This window comes from Polynucleobacter sp. IMCC 29146, assembly GCF_021395195.1.
In the GTDB taxonomy this organism is placed as follows: domain Bacteria; phylum Pseudomonadota; class Gammaproteobacteria; order Burkholderiales; family Burkholderiaceae; genus Polynucleobacter.
Window position 1 is genome coordinate 67,508 of the sequence record NZ_JAJVCR010000009.1, and the last position, 15,001, is coordinate 82,508.

Consider the following 15,001-nt stretch of genomic DNA (forward strand, 5'->3'; position numbering starts at 1 on the left):
TCTGGTGAAAGCGTTTTATAGCGATCACTTTGTCTTGCCACTTCCAAAAGGGCATCGCTTCCCAATGGAAAAATATGCTCTACTGCGACAATCAGTCCAATCATTAGCCGATTTAGAGCTGCTTGAGGCTCCAAGCGCTACTGATGCGCAGCTACTTCTTGCTCATGACACAAAGTATGTTGAAAAAATAATTAGCGGGCAACTTAATGCAGCTGAACAAAAAGAGATTGGCTTTCCATGGAGTCCGCTAATGGTTGAGCGCTCTAAAAGGTCAGCTGGAGCAACTGTAGCAGCTTGTAATGCTGCACTTATGGACGGAGTCAGTGTAAATTTAGCTGGCGGAACTCACCATGCTCATCGCGACAAAGGAAGTGGGTTTTGTGTTTTTAATGATGTTGCAATCGCTGCTAAAAATTTACAGGCCATCAAGGGCAATCATTTCCGTGTTGCTATTATTGATTTTGATGTTCATCAAGGTAATGGTACCGCTACCATCATGCAACACAACGATTCAATTTTTACTTTATCAATTCATGGTGAAAATAACTTTCCCTTTAATAAAGAGCAGAGCGACCTTGATATTGGCTTAAAAAATCAATGTGCAGATAGCGAATATTTAAATGCTGTTGCTTATGCACTTGATGAGCTTGAAAAAAGATTTAGTGCAGACTTTGTGATTTATTTAGCTGGTGCAGATCCGCATACTGATGATCGCCTAGGTAAATTAAGCCTGAGTAAAAAAGGTTTGTTATTGCGTGATCAGGCAGTATTCGATTTTGCAAAGATTAATGGAATTCCAATTGCGGTTGTAATGGCAGGTGGTTACGGAAAAAAAATCGAGCAATCTGTTGAAATTCATCACCAAACTATTGCCCTAGCGATCAAATATTCTCATAATTAAATGATTAATTCCAATCTACTGTTAATTGCAGCATTTATCATTCTGTTTGTCAGTATTGGTTTGGGATTAATGTATCAAGAATTCAAACAATGGCTAGCCGACCTCTGGTCGGATTAAAATCAACTTTACTCACCATGATTCACTTCCGGGCTCACCTTTAAATGGTCCAACTAGCTCTGGAGTAACCCAGCCACCATAAAAGCCGCTAGGCTGAGGTAAAACCTGTTCTCCATCAACAGTACAGTGCAGCTGAGTAGGGTAAAAAGCAATGTGATCGGCAATCATCTTTGCTTCATCAAAGGGTTGGGCATAGCTCCATGCAACTTTTTTGAGTTGATTAACACCATCATTTATATCCCAGTATTGAGCGGGGCCTTTCCACTCACAAAAAGAATTGCCGGTAGATGGCTTCAAAAATTTGAAGTTGATATCCTTTGGTGGGATATAAAAACTCGGTGGATGAGAAGTTTCTAATACCAAAATAGCATTTTTTGTGCGCGCAATTTCTTGCCCATTAAAGCAAATAACAACCTGCCTACAATCCTCAACATACTTTGGGGGACGTGGAAAATCCCATACCGAAATTTGTGACGCATTGGGTACAACTGCAAATGGTGGTCTTGTGGCTCCTCGCCAATTCCATTGCTCTTGTGCAAGCTTGACCCAATCCGGTAACTGACTCATAAACAATGAAATTAAATATACTCAGACACCTCTACCAAGTTCCCATCAGGATCGCGTAGATAGACTGACCGAATTGGGCCCAAGGCACCCCGTCTAGCAACGGGCCCAACATCAATCGCAATATTATTAGCTGTCAAATGGGTGATCACATCATCAAGCGGAATGGCAGCAATCAGACAAAAATCACCAGCACCAATCGTGGGTACTTTTGCTTTGGTCGGTGTTTCAGTGGCACGATCTTGTAAATTAATTTTATATTGCCCAAAGCGCAAGGCGTAACGCGGCTGCCCTTCAGGTCCAGTGAAAAATTCACGTTCAAAGCCAAGGGCCTTTTCATAAAACTGGGTAGAAGCCTCAATATCGGTAACAGTTAATACTAGATGATCAATGCGATCGATAATACTTTTCATTTTTTTCCATTCAACTTTTTAAAAAATACTTAATTTTTATCTGTATTAGGAGACCTTAAGCCCTAAACAATCTCGCTCTATTGGGTCTCAAGCTCTACTGATAATCAAGCTCTACTGATAATTTAGTGCCAGGCACAATAATACCGCCTCGCTCACCTGCTTGGGTTGAGCCCCAGCGGGCTTTAAAATAATCAGGTAATGGTCTACCCTCTTTAGGGGCCATCCATAGCCGTAATAAATGCCGCTGACGCTCCCGTTCGGGCCAATTTTCAAAATCATTACGGGAATGCAAGATTTGATGATTATGCAAAAGTTGCATATCACCAGGCTCAAAAGCCATAGGCAAAACAAAGCCAGGCTCAGCTAAAATTTCATCGATTAAATCCATGACTGCAAGTTGATCGGTAGTTAAGCGCTTCGCTTCAGGAAAATTATTTTGTGCCGCTTCAATATATTGACGAATATAAACACAAGATAAATGATTTTCATACCAAGTAAAAATAGGCATATCAAACCAAGGGTGCAGTCCCTCCGGCACTTCGCCACGCCGATCCGTTGGATAAGGCATAAATAACGCCTCAACTAAATCAGGGCGCCGGCGCACCACTTCGTTATACAACTTCATCGAGCTAGCTATAAAAGATTCACCGCCCGCTTTAGCCTTTTGTAAACATAGCAAGCCCACAAGATCAGCTGAATCTGTATGAAAATCAAGTTTTTTATTCGTTTGATAAAAACGTCCACCCGTCTTAGTAATGTCGACACCTTGGTCGCAAACATGACCCAATAAGTGGCCTTTGCCATTACTACTTCGCAAGGTACCTAAATGAACGCCTAAGCCCATATAGATGATGGCAGCAAGCTCAATACCCAAATCTTGTACTGGTATACCGCGTAGCAATACAAACCCTCTGCCATGCAGTAATTCAGTCAATAAACGACCCAAAAATGGCTTAAGTTGTGTAAGCGGAAAATTATCAGGTGAAATTTGCTCAAAAGGCAAATTGAGTGCCTGAAAGTGCAAAGCCGCGGCACGCATTTCAGCTAGCTGCTCTGGTTTCCAAGGGACAATCCATAACGGCTCAGCCAACATCTCGGCCCCAGTCCAGACGCTTGGTCCCTCAACAGCTATCGGCGGTGGCTCTAAAGCGAATATAGACATCCAACCCTCAAATGATTTTTACCTCAATTAAGATTAAACTCTTTATACCTTTTAAGCCCTTAGTGTTATCCCTTAATTGATCAATCGATAGCTAGTAATTCACCAGAAAGTACTGTTTTTATGCCAAATAATTCCTCACCAGTGCTAGGTGCCAATGCTTTAGTCGCAGCCTTAAAATTAGCTAAAGTGAAAACAATTTTTACGCTTTCGGGCAATCACATCATGCCAATATTTGATGCGATTCTCGATAGCGATATCAAATTAATCCACACCCGTCATGAAGCTGCCGCAGTGCACATGGCAGATGCTTATGCGAGACTGACAGGTGAAGTTGGTATCGCACTCGTTACTGGTGGCCCAGGCCACGCGAATGCAATAGCAGCGCTTTACACCGCACAAATGGCTGAGTCGCCGGTAGTCTTAATTTCGGGTCATGCGCCCCTTGCACAATTGGGTACTGGTGCTTTTCAAGAAATGGCGCAAGCTGATTTGGCTGCGCCGCTTGTCAAAGCAGCCTTGACTTCGAACTCGATTGAAGCAATTCCTTTTGACCTAGCCAAAGCAATCAATCTCGCGAAATCGGGGCGTCCAGGGACTGTGCATTTAAGCCTGCCTTCTGACTTATTAGAAGGCCCCTACCCCAGTGTAAAAAATTTGCCTACAGAGCAGACGTTTACCGCTAAAGAAACATCGGCGGCAAGCGAGGCTATTGAAACGATCTTGCAAGCGCTACAAGTTGCCCAACGCCCCATCATCTTAACTGGGCCACAAATGCAATCACAAGCGGGAAGAAAACAACTGGCGACTCTAGAGCAGGCATTAGGAATTCCCGTGGTGGGCATGGAAAGCCCTCGCGGCATCAATGATCCGTGTTTGGGCGCCTTTCCGGAAGTGCTGGCAAAAAGTGATTGTGTGTTACTCCTTGGGAAAAAATTGGATTTCACTTTAAAGTTTGGGCAATTTCCAAGCTTTGCTAAAGATTGTCAATTTTTACAACTTGATCCAGAGGCTGCTGAAATTCAACGCGCAAGTGTTAGCTTAGGCAAAAGCTTGCAACTCTCTGCACTTGGTGATGTGCACTCCAGTATTACTTTGCTAATAAATTCAGCGCGTACTATAAACTTTAAAAGTAGTTCCCATCAAGTCTGGTTGCAAGAAGTTCAGACCGCAATTAACTATCGCCCTAATGATTGGCAATCGGCGACTGTTGAGCCTGGCCGGGTTCATCCAGCGCAAGCATTTGCCGTATTACAAACAATTCTCGATAGTCACCCAGATTCAGTCCTCATTAGCGATGGTGGCGAGATTGGACAATGGGCTCAAGCTTGTCTGCAAGCGCCAAACCGAATTATTAATGGTGTGGCTGGCTCAATTGGTTCTGGCCCACCCTTTGCAAGTGCAGCTAGCCTTGTCAAACCGAATGTGCCTATCGTGACAGTGATGGGAGATGGTAGTTTTGGCTTTCATTGCGCAGAAATAGATACTGCAGTTCGTTATAAATTGCCCTATCTTTTGGTCATCGGTAATGATGCTTGCTGGAATGCCGAACACCAAATCCAATTGCGCGACTATGGTCAAGAACGGCTCATTGGCTGCGATCTGCTACCAACTCGATACGATAAAGTCTGTGAAGGATTTGGTGGTCATGGAGAATTAGTTACGGAACTAGGCGCCTTACTGCCCGCTACAAAAAGAGCGCTCGCGAGTAACTTACCGGCCTGTATTAATCTGCTGATTCCGAGTTTAGCGGCGCCGAAGATGCAGAGATAAGCAATGACATAAATAGGTTAATATTTACTATGAACATCACAATTCTGTACCGAAAATTATTTTTACTGCTTTGCCTCATGTCAGCTTTTTCTGCGCATGCCCAAATTGGTACCGCTTGGACACCTGGCAGCTGTCAGTGCCCTAACGGGTTTATTTTTGCGCAAGCTACTGCACCCAATTGCACGCAGACATTTAATTATGAGGGTTGCATTAACCCGAACGTTGGTGCGAATGGTACTTGTTTCGAGTGTGGGCAAGGCGGCACGCGTGCGCTCAATACCTATGGTTGCATGGGCGGCCTACAAAACCAAGAATGGCGCCCCGCATTTAATGCTGGTACCGTCGATTGCGCTGCCCAAAACTAAGTCTTGCTAACTAGCAGGCGCGCCATCGCGCAAAATTTCATAATGCAAATGTGGGCCAGTCGAGCGCCCCGTAGAACCAACCTTAGCTAAGGGTTGGGATTTTTTCACTTTTTGCCCTACTTGTACCATCAGCTCTTGAGCGTGGGCATAGCGCGTTACGGTGCCATTGCGATGCTGCACATCAACTAAATTACCGTACTCACCACTCCAACCTGCTTTAATCACAATACCGTCGGCGGTTGCCAAAATAGGCGTACCATAAGCAGCCGGAAAGTCGGTGCCATCATGCCAAGCAATTTGTCGCGTAAAGGGGTCAATGCGATAACCGAGGCCACTCGATGGCGCAACCTCAAAGGGTAATGGTGATCCTGCAGGGACCCCACTCATTGAAACTTGGGTTTCAGCAAAAGCCCGCTGTAAAGTCAAAACTTGGGTTTGCAAACTAATGGAGTCTTGCAAGGTCCGATCAAGGCGAACGCCATAAGTCTCATCGGGTGAAAAAATCTCGCTTGATAGTTTTAGTGGGCCACCTAGTGCAAGGGGCGTCTCTGGCAGTAGCTCTTTTTGAATAACTTTGGGTGAACTATTTAATAGTAATAATTGGTTTCTGAGGGAATCTAATTGTCCCAAACTTTGCTGGGCTTGCGCTAAACGCGCTTGTAACTCGTGCAGCTTATATTCATAATCAGCCTCGGCTAAAGTGACAATTTTTTTCTCCTGTAGCTCTGCTTGACCTAGAGTAAATAGAGTATCTCGAGTTAAATTAACGCTAGCAGCTACTAGCCAGTTCACTGCCACCAAAGCCAGGAATACTGCCATTGCGCCAAGCAAAAGATGCATTTTCGATATATGAAATTCTTTGACGCGACTGGTTGGACTAGTAATAATTAAAATTTGCATGTTTACCTCACTAAAAAATCAATGAATTCCAGAATTCATTTCCAAAATTGGTTGCATTACTGCCATCACAATACCTAAAACCATCAGCCCCATAAATAATATTAATACAGGCTCTAATAAGCTGGTAAAAATTTTTGTTTTTTGCTCAGCTTCTAACTCGGCATTTTCAGCGCCATATTTAAGCATCTCAGCAAGCTGACCAGAAGCCTCTCCAGAACGAATTAAATGGATCAAAATAGGAGAGAAAACCCCTTGACTTCCTAATGATCGAGACAAGCTAGAGCCTTCTCGTAAGCGCGCTTCAGTGGAGTCAATGGCCTCCTTCAAAACTTCATTGCCCAAGGTACTACGCGCGCTATGTAAGGCAGTTAAGATCGGCACATTGGCGGCAACCAGCATCGCCATGGTGTTGGCAAAACGGGCAGTTTCAAAACCCAATAACAAGGGACCCAAAAAAGGTAAATTAAGGATGAAGCGATCAAAGCGCAGCCGTATTTCGATTTGCTTTAAAGCCCGGCGACCAAAATAAATACCTAGAGCAATAACTAAAGCCAACAACCAACCCCAATCAACTAAAAAATTAGATAAGCCCAAAATAAAACGCGTTGTAAAAGGTAAAGTTTGTTTAGTACTTTGAAAAACGCGGGCAATTTGTGGTACTACATAGGTCATTAAAAATAGAATGACCATAAATGAAACCGCAGTCAACATCGCTGGATATGCTAAAGCGCCTAAGGCTTTTTGTTTTAACGCTTGCCGCTTTTCTAAAAATTCAGCCAATTGGGTTAAGACTTGACCCATGCGGCCCGATTGTTCTGCAGCACCAACCACTCCTTGATATAAAGGGTCAAAGGTTTGTGGTTGCGTAGCGACTGCGCGCGATAAAGATAAGCCGGCGCGTAATTCAGCAACTACTGACTGTAAAACATTTTTGATGTGGGGTTTTGAGCTTTCATCCGATAAAACAGTGAGGGCTTCATCAATTTGTACACCAGAACGCACTAGCAAAGCAAATTGCTTGGTAAGTACCGCTAATTCATTACGGCTCAGTGGCCTATCTTCAGAGAATAAACGCTGCCAAAATTGTTGCTTAGTCCATTGGTTCTCAAGCTCAATGCGCACGGGTACGAGCTGCTTCGCCATTAACTGCTGCCGAATAGCACGCTCATTCTCGCCATCAACACTACCCCGCTCACTCTTACCGCCATAGGTTAAAGCTTCAAATCGGTAGCGTGGCATAGCTTAGTTGCTCGAAGGCAGAATTAATCAATTTCAACAGCACCAGTGACGCGCATCATTTCTTCTACCGTCGATTGACCTGAATCAATCCACCGCTGGCAATCTTCTGCCAAATTGCGCATCCCATTTGCAGTCGCCTGCTTACGGATTTCACTTTCAGCAGCACGGTTATGAATTAATTCACGAATCGTTTCATTAGTGGCCATTAATTCATAAATGCCTGCTCTGCCGCTATAGCCAGATTCGCCGCAGGCTGGGCATCCCTTACCGCCACAGGCTTTACAAGTAAGGCGAATTAAGCGCTGTCCTAATACCCCTAAAAGCGTTGAAGAAAGTAAAAACGGTTCAATTCCCATATCAATTAAACGCGTTACCGCCGATGGCGCATCGTTGGTATGTAAAGTTGCCAACACCAAGTGTCCGGTAAGAGAGGCTTGAACCGCAATTTGTGCGGTTTCTAAATCGCGAATTTCGCCAATCATCACAATATCTGGATCTTGCCGCAAAATCGCCCTCAAGGCTCGTGCAAAATTCATATCAATCCGCGCGTTCACTTGTGTTTGACCAATCCCATCCAAGTTATATTCAATTGGATCCTCAACCGTCATAATGTTATTGGTTTTATTGCGTAAGCGTAATAAGGCGCCATAAATCGTGGTGGTCTTACCGCTACCCGTTGGTCCAGTAACCAATACAATGCCGTGTGGGCGATGAATCAATTGATCAAAATTAGTAAAGGTATCGTCAGCCATTCCCAGTGCTTTGAGATCAAGGCGATCGTAATTTTTCTCTAATAAACGCATTACCACCCGCTCACCATGGGACGTAGGCAGAGTAGAAACCCGAATGTCAATGGCTTTACCGCCTACCCGCAAAGAAATGCGACCATCTTGCGGCATGCGTTTTTCAGCAATATCAAGCGACGCCATAATTTTGATCCGCGATACTAAAGCAGCATGTAAATCGCGGCGCATATCAACCACATCGCGCAAATTTCCATCGACCCGAAAACGTACTATCGATTTACGCTCAAATGCTTCTAAGTGAATATCAGAAGCGCCATTACGGCTAGCTTGTTTTAATAAACTATTAATCATCCGAATTACTGGAGCGTCATCATTCATTTCCAAGAGATCTTCTGAAATGGGTATCTCTTGCAATAAACGGGATAAATCAATCGTGTCTTCAACCTCATCAACCACTTGCGAGGCGTCTAAATCGCCTTGTGAATAAGCTGCATTCACTGCTTGCATCACCTCATCGCTGGATTTTTCTACTCGCTTTACAGGGCCAACTAGACGACAAATTTCTTGGAGTACTGTTAAATCGGTAGTGGGGCTATGAATGACAATCAGATCATCTTCTTGTCCACCATCTAAAAATTGCTGGCCTTCAGTTACAGGCGCTTTCATTAACAGCACCTGATTATCCCGCGCGTAAACAAAAGGAATACGTAGCATTATTTATTCGCCGGTAATGCGGGGGCTATTGGAGCAATAGAAGGTGGACTTGAGGGTTTTATCGCAGGGCTGGTATTGATGGTGTCAGAGGGTAATCTTGGTGGAACCAGCGGCACTTCGGCATCTTTAACGTTTGGCATATTCTTTTCTGTAGGCAATAACATCGGTAATTGCTTAAACTGATCTTCTTTGGTTTGCATTAGGTCTAAACGATTTTTAGTCATTTGCTCATTTTCATCTTTATCCCGCAAAACATAGGGGCGAATAAAGACTAATAAATTACTTTTGATTCTTTTTTTATTGTCATAGCGAAATAAATTGCCAATAATGGGAATGCTGCTTAAAAATGGAATACCGCTTGTTTGATCTCCGTATTCATCTGTGATCAAACCGCCCAACACAATCATTTGGCCGTCATCAACCAATACATTCGATTCAATATTGCGTTTATTTATAATCGGCCCTGAAGGATCATAAATTGGGACAACAGATGAGACTTCTTGGAAAATTTGCATTCTAACAATACCGTTAGCTGAAATTTGTGGCCGAACCCGTAAAGTTATTCCCACGTCTTGCCGCACAATTGTTTGAAACGGCGTGACCGTTGAGGTGGTCCCCGTTTGCGCATAGGAACCGGTTAAGATCGGGATATTTCGACCGACAATAATGCGCGCTTCTTCATTGTCAAGTGTAATTAAATTCGGTGTTGAAAGAATATTGGTGCCAGTAGCAGTTTCTAGTGCTCTAATTAAAGCCGACATGGCATAAACACCATTAAACCTACTTATCATACCTAAATTTAAGCCAGGCGCTGGTGGTATTTGTACGCCAGTAGCAGGCGTACCTGGATTTGCAATTATGCTCGTATCTCGCCCCAGACCTATAATATTTGCACCAGGGCCTTGATTGGGAACATTAAAGTTAGTGCCACCAAAACCCACGTTTTGATTACCCGAGCCCAATAAAAAATTCCATTGAATACCCAACTCTGCAGCAGTTTCAGAACTCACCTCAACAATAAGTGCCTCAATGTAGACCTGAGTACGTCTTCGATCTAATTCTTCAATGACTTGTCGTAAATTACGATAGAGCGGTTCGTTAGCCGTAATAATGAGCGAATTCGTTGCTGGCTCAGCTTGAATAAATCCGCCTACATTGGGAGTGCTAGTACTAACTAATGCAGAGGTGGCTAAGCTCGTGCCAGAACCCGTTGCCGCAGGATTGGCAGCCGGATTTTGCTGTGGATTTGCTGCTGCGGGATTAGCAGCAGCATTACCGCCAGCAACTTGCGCAGATAAAGCAGCATCAGCTGCCACTATAGCGCGTAAGGTTATTGCTAATTTACTAGCCTCAGCATTCTTTAGTGGCACTACCCAAATATTGCCGTTTTTATTACCTGGAATATCAAGACGGGCCACTAAAATACGAACTTGTCTTACGCGCTCTGCACTCGAGCTACGTACTAAAATCGAATTACTCCGTGGCTCAGCCAAAATAATGGTTTTTAATGCAGGGTCTGCGGTACCCGCTGCGCCTGTATCCAACACCTTACTTAAAATTGCTGCTATATCACTGGCAAAAGCATGTTGTAATTTAATCGTCTGCACTTCAGTTGTAGTTGGTGCATCAATTGCATCAATTAAAGTTGCAATTCGCTGAATATTGCTCGCATAATCGGTTACCACAATCGTGTTATTGCCTGGATAAGCGTTAATCGTATTGTTCGGTGAAACTAAAGGCCGTAAAACTGGTAATAAATTATTGGCTGATTCATAGCTCAACCTAAAAACTCGTGTAATAATTTGATCGCCCTCTTGCTTGGTTTTCCCTGTTGAAACCGATGTACTGACTAATTTTGCATCTGCTTGGGTAACAACCCGATATACGCCGTTAACTTCCACTAAAGCAAAACCCGCTGTTCGCAGGGCGGTAGAAAAAGAATCTAAGGCCTTGGCTTTACTCACTGGTTTATTACTAATGAGATTAATCGTGCCCTTCACTTGTGGGTCAACCAAGATGGTCTGTCCAGTTGCTTTGGCAACTACACTTGCAACTGAGTCAATGTCCGCATTCATGAAAGATAGGGTGACAGTGCCAACCTCACTATTACTAGCAACGTTGGGGGTGGTTTGTGCCATTACCATAGCTGGGGCCAAAACAAAATCACCCATTAAGCAGCAAAGTAAAAATTGTAAACAAGCTTTACGTAAGCTAGTACGCGAAAAAAATGAATAGCCTAATCCGTCACTCGCTCCCTGTGGAGCTAGCTTAGTTTGTTTCAGTGACCCAATTTGCTGAGTCAATTTACTTAGCCGCATACGTCTTCTATTCCGCAGTTCATTGCTATTCAATATTGCATGCGGTAAATTTCACCGTCTTTTTTGCCTAATAAAGACAATAACCCAATCAACGATTCTTCAGCCTCAGCTGAGGCGGTAGCTGCGCCTAAAAAATGTAAGCCTGGGCTAGTGCCAGTACCCATATTACCTTTGCCACTCAACAACAAAGGCCCCACCGTAGTGCTGAGGTTAAACACTGTACCAGCTTGTGCCAAATTAACCTGTATTTCATAGCTACCCAAGGGTTTTACTGGACTAATTGGACTGCTTAGGCTGCTCATCATAAGGCGTATTGTTCCCGCAGTTTCTTTGCCTATTTTAAGCTCAGTCCAGCGGGCAGATAACTGCCCACGGGGTCGCAGCGTACTCCAAGGGTTGCCAACCCCTTCCAATATAGTGGCTGGCAGGCTAATTTCGCCACTGGCAACCGCTACTTGCCCTAATTTCAACAGTATTTGCAGCGGTTGATCGAGCGCTGAAAAACTTATCGACAAGCCACACTCTCCATTAACTGCATTACACTGCGCAGTCCAATGAAAACGTTCGGTTAAAGCGCTGGCCTCGCGGCAGCCTCCCCCTGCTACATTCGACTCCGAAAAGCCAAGCGCTGCACTGCCTTGCCAGATTGTGCCAATTGGTTGATGCAATGTAACCCGACATGCTGTTTGGCTACTAATAAAGCTAGTAAACCAGCTAGCGGGAAGTTGCCTAACAATGACGACTAATACAGTCAATAATAAGGCAACCCAAAGTAACTTTGGTAAATGTCCACGTGTAGAATCTAGCAGTATTTTCATTTTGATAAAGCGCCTGCAAGCAACGAGACATTGCTGGAATAACTAGAGGCACTCGTTTGTACCAGACTAGCGCTTAAGTTAACTACTGCCGTAGCTGGAGTGGCCACCAACTCAATGCGCTCTGGATACAAGCGCCAAGTCATACGTAATTCTTCTAAGACATCAACGACCACAGCAAACATCACATCACTTGCTTGCAATTCAATGCGGGGAGGGTTTTCCACGCCGAGTCTAAGAACACTAGGCTTTAAGCCTCGTGCGACTAAGATATTACGAATTTTTTGTAGCTCTGCCTCATCCACTAAGACTACGGTATTAAGTTGCATAGGCTTGCTTTTAGACAATTTGATTAAATTCTCTAATTGAGCCCACTGCATAGGGCGCAATGAAATTTGCCCCTCTAAGCGGTGCACATAAGGAGTCGCCCAAAATTGCATTAAAGCCCACAGCGCGCCAAGAACAGCTAAGTTTAGTAATAACTTACGCTTAGCGTGAGCAAAGTTCAAGGCGCTAGCAAACCCCCATGCAGCACTAGCTTGTGAGGGTTTTTTTTGTTGTAGTGCGTTGAGCGTCATTTGGCTTGAGCCCATCGCTTGATTTAAAGCAGCGCGACATTTTTTTACTAGCTCTTTTAATGAAAAAGGGGTCATAAGCTGGCCTCCTTAGTATTACTTCCCAATCCCGCATAAGGCTCTAAGCGATAACGATTGTTGCCTAAGTCGATCACCATCATCCCTAGTAATTCTGCTTTTTTAATGATCTCGCTTGCACTAAGAGGAATCGCGCTTGGTTTGAATTCAAAATCTATGCGGTAGCCATCATAAGTAATTTTTTGTAATGTCTCTTTGCCTAAGGCGGCTTTTAATTGCTGTACTTTTGCAGCCATCGGTACAAAATCAGCATCTGTAGTTTGCCCTTTTCTTCGCTCTTCTTGCGTCAACTGTTTAATAAAGGCGCCTGTCACTGAATCATTTGTTTTATTTTGCGCTAGTAACGCAATAGAAGTTGGTGAAATAAATTGCGCTGCAGTTATTTCAAGATTTCTGCCCCAGCGCCAATCATCAACTGCAAGCCAAGCTGCATGCAAACTAAAGCCAATAAAAATACTGGAAATTGCATAAATTGCCCAGCGTGAAGGTGCTACCCATAAATTTTTATCAACCCAGGATTGATATACATTAGCTAGTCCGTTGATGCCTTTAGCTTGCGCCGATTGCCAACGCGCATTTAATTTCAACGGAGTTTTTTTCGCGTTTGGCGCTGCCAATAATAAATTAAGGCTAGCGGCTGCTATATCTGTGCGCCGACTAAATGCTACGGCACTTATCATCAGCCAATTCCATGACCACTCAACTGGTTTGCAGTTCTCCACCATACTAGGTAATTGCTCGCTGGGATTCTGCTCAACCCATGCTAGGCCTAATTGCTCACTCTTACGCCATGTATAAATAATTTCATTTTCAGCAGTTTTAAAAGCAAGGCTAGGAATAGCAATTTCAGGATATTGATCTGCAGTTAATGGCTCTTCTGCCTTAGCGTAAGATAAAAGTAAACAGTCGGGAATAAAACGTATCCGCGGTGCGAGCAAAGCACTCAGTTGTTGATTAAGCCAATAAAACCAAACCCGATCAATAATTGCTAAGGTTCTTTGCGAACCCATTTGTCCGAGAAATGGCGGTAATGCATGCACTAAAACACTATCAGCACCAGCCAATAAATATTCCTCAACTAGGCTCGGTAAAACCTGTTGTAATTTTTTTGCCTTCACTAGAGGAACTTTAGTTTCAATCAGCCGTACATCTAAAGTTGGAATTAATACTAAAACCTCATCTGCGTAAGGCATTGATTCTGTACTGCCAATACCCTGCCGTCCCGCGGTCGGGTCTTCAGCAGGATTTTCGCAAAGACACCAGGCAAATTGGTCGGCGCGCGCGCTCTCCTCACTTTTACTGGATGAACCAGCAAAAGGTTTGAGGGGGCAATGAATTACTAATAAACTCATTCTGGCAACATCCTGACTGATTTATTCCAAATTACTTGGGTAAAAATACCGCTTGGTAATGGCACTGGGGAACGCTGTATTAATGCCGAGTTCACAAATATACCGCTTCCTAGGTGAATTTCGGATTGCGCCAGCCAAAACTGTGACTTTACATTGACCAAAGAGCCGTCAACTGCCACCCCTGCACCCGCACCAGCTTTAGTCAATAAGGTGGTGATTTCATCAAGCGCCTTCATAGGTGCCGCCGTTCGGTATTGCACTAAATTATTTGCTGCACTGCGAGATAAGCCTGCAAATGCAGCCATTAGCACCTCAGCACTTGCTGTATTGACATTAATAGCAGTATTAATAGGCAGGACTGCTACATGAGGACGTAATTTCTCAATTAAGGCGGGGGTATAACCAGGGATGCTGGCTAACCCATCTAAATCAACCAGAGGGATTTGAGTTTGGAGCACGGCTTGGGCAGTTTGCTGTGCTAAATTCGCATCTAGTCCTAAGGCGGCTAATAGGCGACCATAGGCGGATACTCCGCCTGCATTAATGCCTTGAAATTGATTGTTCCATAAATTAGTTAAATTAAATAATCCTTGTGCATCAGTTAGCCTACCCTGTACAGTGACGCTTTGTAATTCGTCTGGAATATCAGCATTTTTCAAAAAATCAGCAACTTTACTATCAGCTAACGGTAAGGCCCAAGATTCTCCCAAGTGATCATATTGACTGGTGCGGCCATCTTGAGCTAAAACCAACCTAGCAAAATCAAGAATGCCGTGCTGCAACCAAAGTACTTGCGTGCGATCGCGTAAATTTTCTAAAGTACGCACCTGCAATTGCTGGCGCCACATTAAGCTAGCCATCAACACCACTGAAACGCCAACCACAATGAGCGCAGTAATTGTCGCCGAGCCGGTTTGCGCGCTGACGCCAGATCGAGCAAGTACATCATTTGTCGGCTTTACATTTTTCATC

The 15,001-nt window shown here is 44.0% G+C and carries 14 protein-coding genes; 3 read left to right on the plus strand and 11 right to left on the minus strand.

Translation table 11 applies throughout. The features are described 5' to 3' along the window. Nucleotides 1-4 precede the first annotated feature (4 nt). Nucleotides 5-901, plus strand: a complete 897-nt coding sequence (locus tag LZT22_RS10770) for a histone deacetylase (RefSeq protein ID WP_233925231.1) — start codon at nucleotides 5-7, stop codon at nucleotides 899-901. A gap of 129 nt (nucleotides 902-1,030) precedes the next feature. Here the strand turns inward: LZT22_RS10770 and LZT22_RS10775 are convergent, their stop codons facing one another. The 3 genes from LZT22_RS10775 to LZT22_RS10785 all read right to left on the minus strand — a co-directional run bounded on the left by LZT22_RS10775 (nucleotide 1,031) and on the right by LZT22_RS10785 (nucleotide 3,157). Beyond that, entirely contained in the window at nucleotides 1,031-1,585 is a 555-nt protein-coding gene (locus LZT22_RS10775; protein ID WP_233925232.1) for a DUF427 domain-containing protein, read from the minus strand. A gap of 11 nt (nucleotides 1,586-1,596) precedes the next feature. Further along, complete coding sequence (locus LZT22_RS10780; RefSeq protein ID WP_233925233.1) at nucleotides 1,597-1,995, minus strand: VOC family protein; 399 nt, start codon at nucleotides 1,993-1,995, stop codon at nucleotides 1,597-1,599. 94 nt (nucleotides 1,996-2,089) lie between these two features. Then, on the minus strand, nucleotides 2,090-3,157 hold the full coding sequence (locus tag LZT22_RS10785) for a TauD/TfdA family dioxygenase (protein ID WP_233925234.1): 1,068 nt from the start codon (nucleotides 3,155-3,157) through the stop codon (nucleotides 2,090-2,092). Nucleotides 3,158-3,277: 120 nt separating this feature from the next. On the opposite strand from LZT22_RS10785, the gene LZT22_RS10790 reads away from it, so the two are divergent. Together LZT22_RS10790 and LZT22_RS10795 are read left to right on the plus strand one after the other, a co-directional pair. Next, the gene (locus LZT22_RS10790; protein ID WP_233925235.1) at nucleotides 3,278-4,927 is read left to right on the plus strand and encodes a thiamine pyrophosphate-binding protein; all 1,650 of its coding nucleotides are present in this window, start codon (nucleotides 3,278-3,280) and stop codon (nucleotides 4,925-4,927) included. Nucleotides 4,928-5,004: 77 nt separating this feature from the next. Next, the gene (locus tag LZT22_RS10795) at nucleotides 5,005-5,292 is read left to right on the plus strand and encodes a hypothetical protein (RefSeq protein WP_233925237.1); all 288 of its coding nucleotides are present in this window, start codon (nucleotides 5,005-5,007) and stop codon (nucleotides 5,290-5,292) included. A 6-nt stretch (nucleotides 5,293-5,298) separates the two neighbouring features. On the opposite strand, the gene LZT22_RS10800 is transcribed toward LZT22_RS10795, so the two are convergent. The 8 genes from LZT22_RS10800 to gspK are packed head-to-tail and all read right to left on the minus strand — an operon-like array spanning nucleotide 5,299 to nucleotide 15,000. Beyond that, nucleotides 5,299-6,192 (minus strand): M23 family metallopeptidase, encoded by an 894-nt coding sequence (locus tag LZT22_RS10800; protein WP_233925239.1) that lies wholly within the window; start codon nucleotides 6,190-6,192, stop codon nucleotides 5,299-5,301. 18 nt (nucleotides 6,193-6,210) lie between these two features. Next, nucleotides 6,211-7,431 (minus strand): type II secretion system inner membrane protein GspF, encoded by a 1,221-nt coding sequence (gspF, locus tag LZT22_RS10805; protein WP_233925241.1) that lies wholly within the window; start codon nucleotides 7,429-7,431, stop codon nucleotides 6,211-6,213. A 23-nt stretch (nucleotides 7,432-7,454) separates the two neighbouring features. After that, nucleotides 7,455-8,891, minus strand: coding sequence for a GspE/PulE family protein (locus LZT22_RS10810; RefSeq protein ID WP_233925243.1), 1,437 nt, complete (start codon nucleotides 8,889-8,891; stop codon nucleotides 7,455-7,457). Further along, nucleotides 8,891-11,209: a type II secretion system secretin GspD gene (gspD, locus tag LZT22_RS10815; protein WP_233925245.1), complete on the minus strand. Its 2,319-nt coding sequence runs from the start codon at nucleotides 11,207-11,209 to the stop codon at nucleotides 8,891-8,893. The genes LZT22_RS10810 and gspD overlap by 1 nt, the downstream gene beginning before the upstream one ends. A 29-nt stretch (nucleotides 11,210-11,238) precedes the next feature. Beyond that, nucleotides 11,239-12,027, minus strand: a complete 789-nt coding sequence (gene gspN / locus LZT22_RS10820; protein WP_233925247.1) for a type II secretion system protein N — start codon at nucleotides 12,025-12,027, stop codon at nucleotides 11,239-11,241. Beyond that, the gene (locus LZT22_RS10825; RefSeq protein ID WP_233925249.1) at nucleotides 12,024-12,677 is read right to left on the minus strand and encodes a hypothetical protein; all 654 of its coding nucleotides are present in this window, start codon (nucleotides 12,675-12,677) and stop codon (nucleotides 12,024-12,026) included. Before LZT22_RS10825 ends, gspN begins: the two co-directional genes overlap by 4 nt. Next, nucleotides 12,674-14,029, minus strand: coding sequence for a type II secretion system protein GspL (gspL, locus tag LZT22_RS10830; RefSeq protein ID WP_233925251.1), 1,356 nt, complete (start codon nucleotides 14,027-14,029; stop codon nucleotides 12,674-12,676). The genes LZT22_RS10825 and gspL overlap by 4 nt, the downstream gene beginning before the upstream one ends. Beyond that, a complete protein-coding gene (gene gspK / locus LZT22_RS10835) occupies nucleotides 14,026-15,000 on the minus strand; it encodes a type II secretion system minor pseudopilin GspK (protein ID WP_233925252.1) in 975 nt (324 codons plus the stop codon). Before gspK ends, gspL begins: the two co-directional genes overlap by 4 nt. Nucleotide 15,001 lies beyond the last annotated feature (1 nt).

Bases quoted from the DNA above. Each gene is read 5' to 3' on its own strand.
- LZT22_RS10785 (WP_233925234.1), bottom strand. From the start codon at position 3,157: ATGTCTATATTCGCTTTAGAGCCACCGCCGATAGCTGTTGAGGGACCA.
- LZT22_RS10790 (WP_233925235.1), top strand. From the start codon at position 3,278: ATGCCAAATAATTCCTCACCAGTGCTAGGTGCCAATGCTTTAGTCGCA.
- gspN (WP_233925247.1), bottom strand. From the start codon at position 12,027: ATGAAAATACTGCTAGATTCTACACGTGGACATTTACCAAAGTTACTT.
- LZT22_RS10780 (WP_233925233.1), bottom strand. From the start codon at position 1,995: ATGAAAAGTATTATCGATCGCATTGATCATCTAGTATTAACTGTTACC.
- gspD (WP_233925245.1), bottom strand. From the start codon at position 11,209: ATGCGGCTAAGTAAATTGACTCAGCAAATTGGGTCACTGAAACAAACT.
- gspL (WP_233925251.1), bottom strand. From the start codon at position 14,029: ATGAGTTTATTAGTAATTCATTGCCCCCTCAAACCTTTTGCTGGTTCA.
- gspF (WP_233925241.1), bottom strand. From the start codon at position 7,431: ATGCCACGCTACCGATTTGAAGCTTTAACCTATGGCGGTAAGAGTGAG.
- LZT22_RS10800 (WP_233925239.1), bottom strand. From the start codon at position 6,192: ATGCAAATTTTAATTATTACTAGTCCAACCAGTCGCGTCAAAGAATTT.
- LZT22_RS10795 (WP_233925237.1), top strand. From the start codon at position 5,005: ATGTCAGCTTTTTCTGCGCATGCCCAAATTGGTACCGCTTGGACACCT.
- gspK (WP_233925252.1), bottom strand. From the start codon at position 15,000: ATGAAAAATGTAAAGCCGACAAATGATGTACTTGCTCGATCTGGCGTC.
- LZT22_RS10810 (WP_233925243.1), bottom strand. From the start codon at position 8,891: ATGCTACGTATTCCTTTTGTTTACGCGCGGGATAATCAGGTGCTGTTA.
- LZT22_RS10825 (WP_233925249.1), bottom strand. From the start codon at position 12,677: ATGACCCCTTTTTCATTAAAAGAGCTAGTAAAAAAATGTCGCGCTGCT.
- LZT22_RS10775 (WP_233925232.1), bottom strand. From the start codon at position 1,585: ATGAGTCAGTTACCGGATTGGGTCAAGCTTGCACAAGAGCAATGGAAT.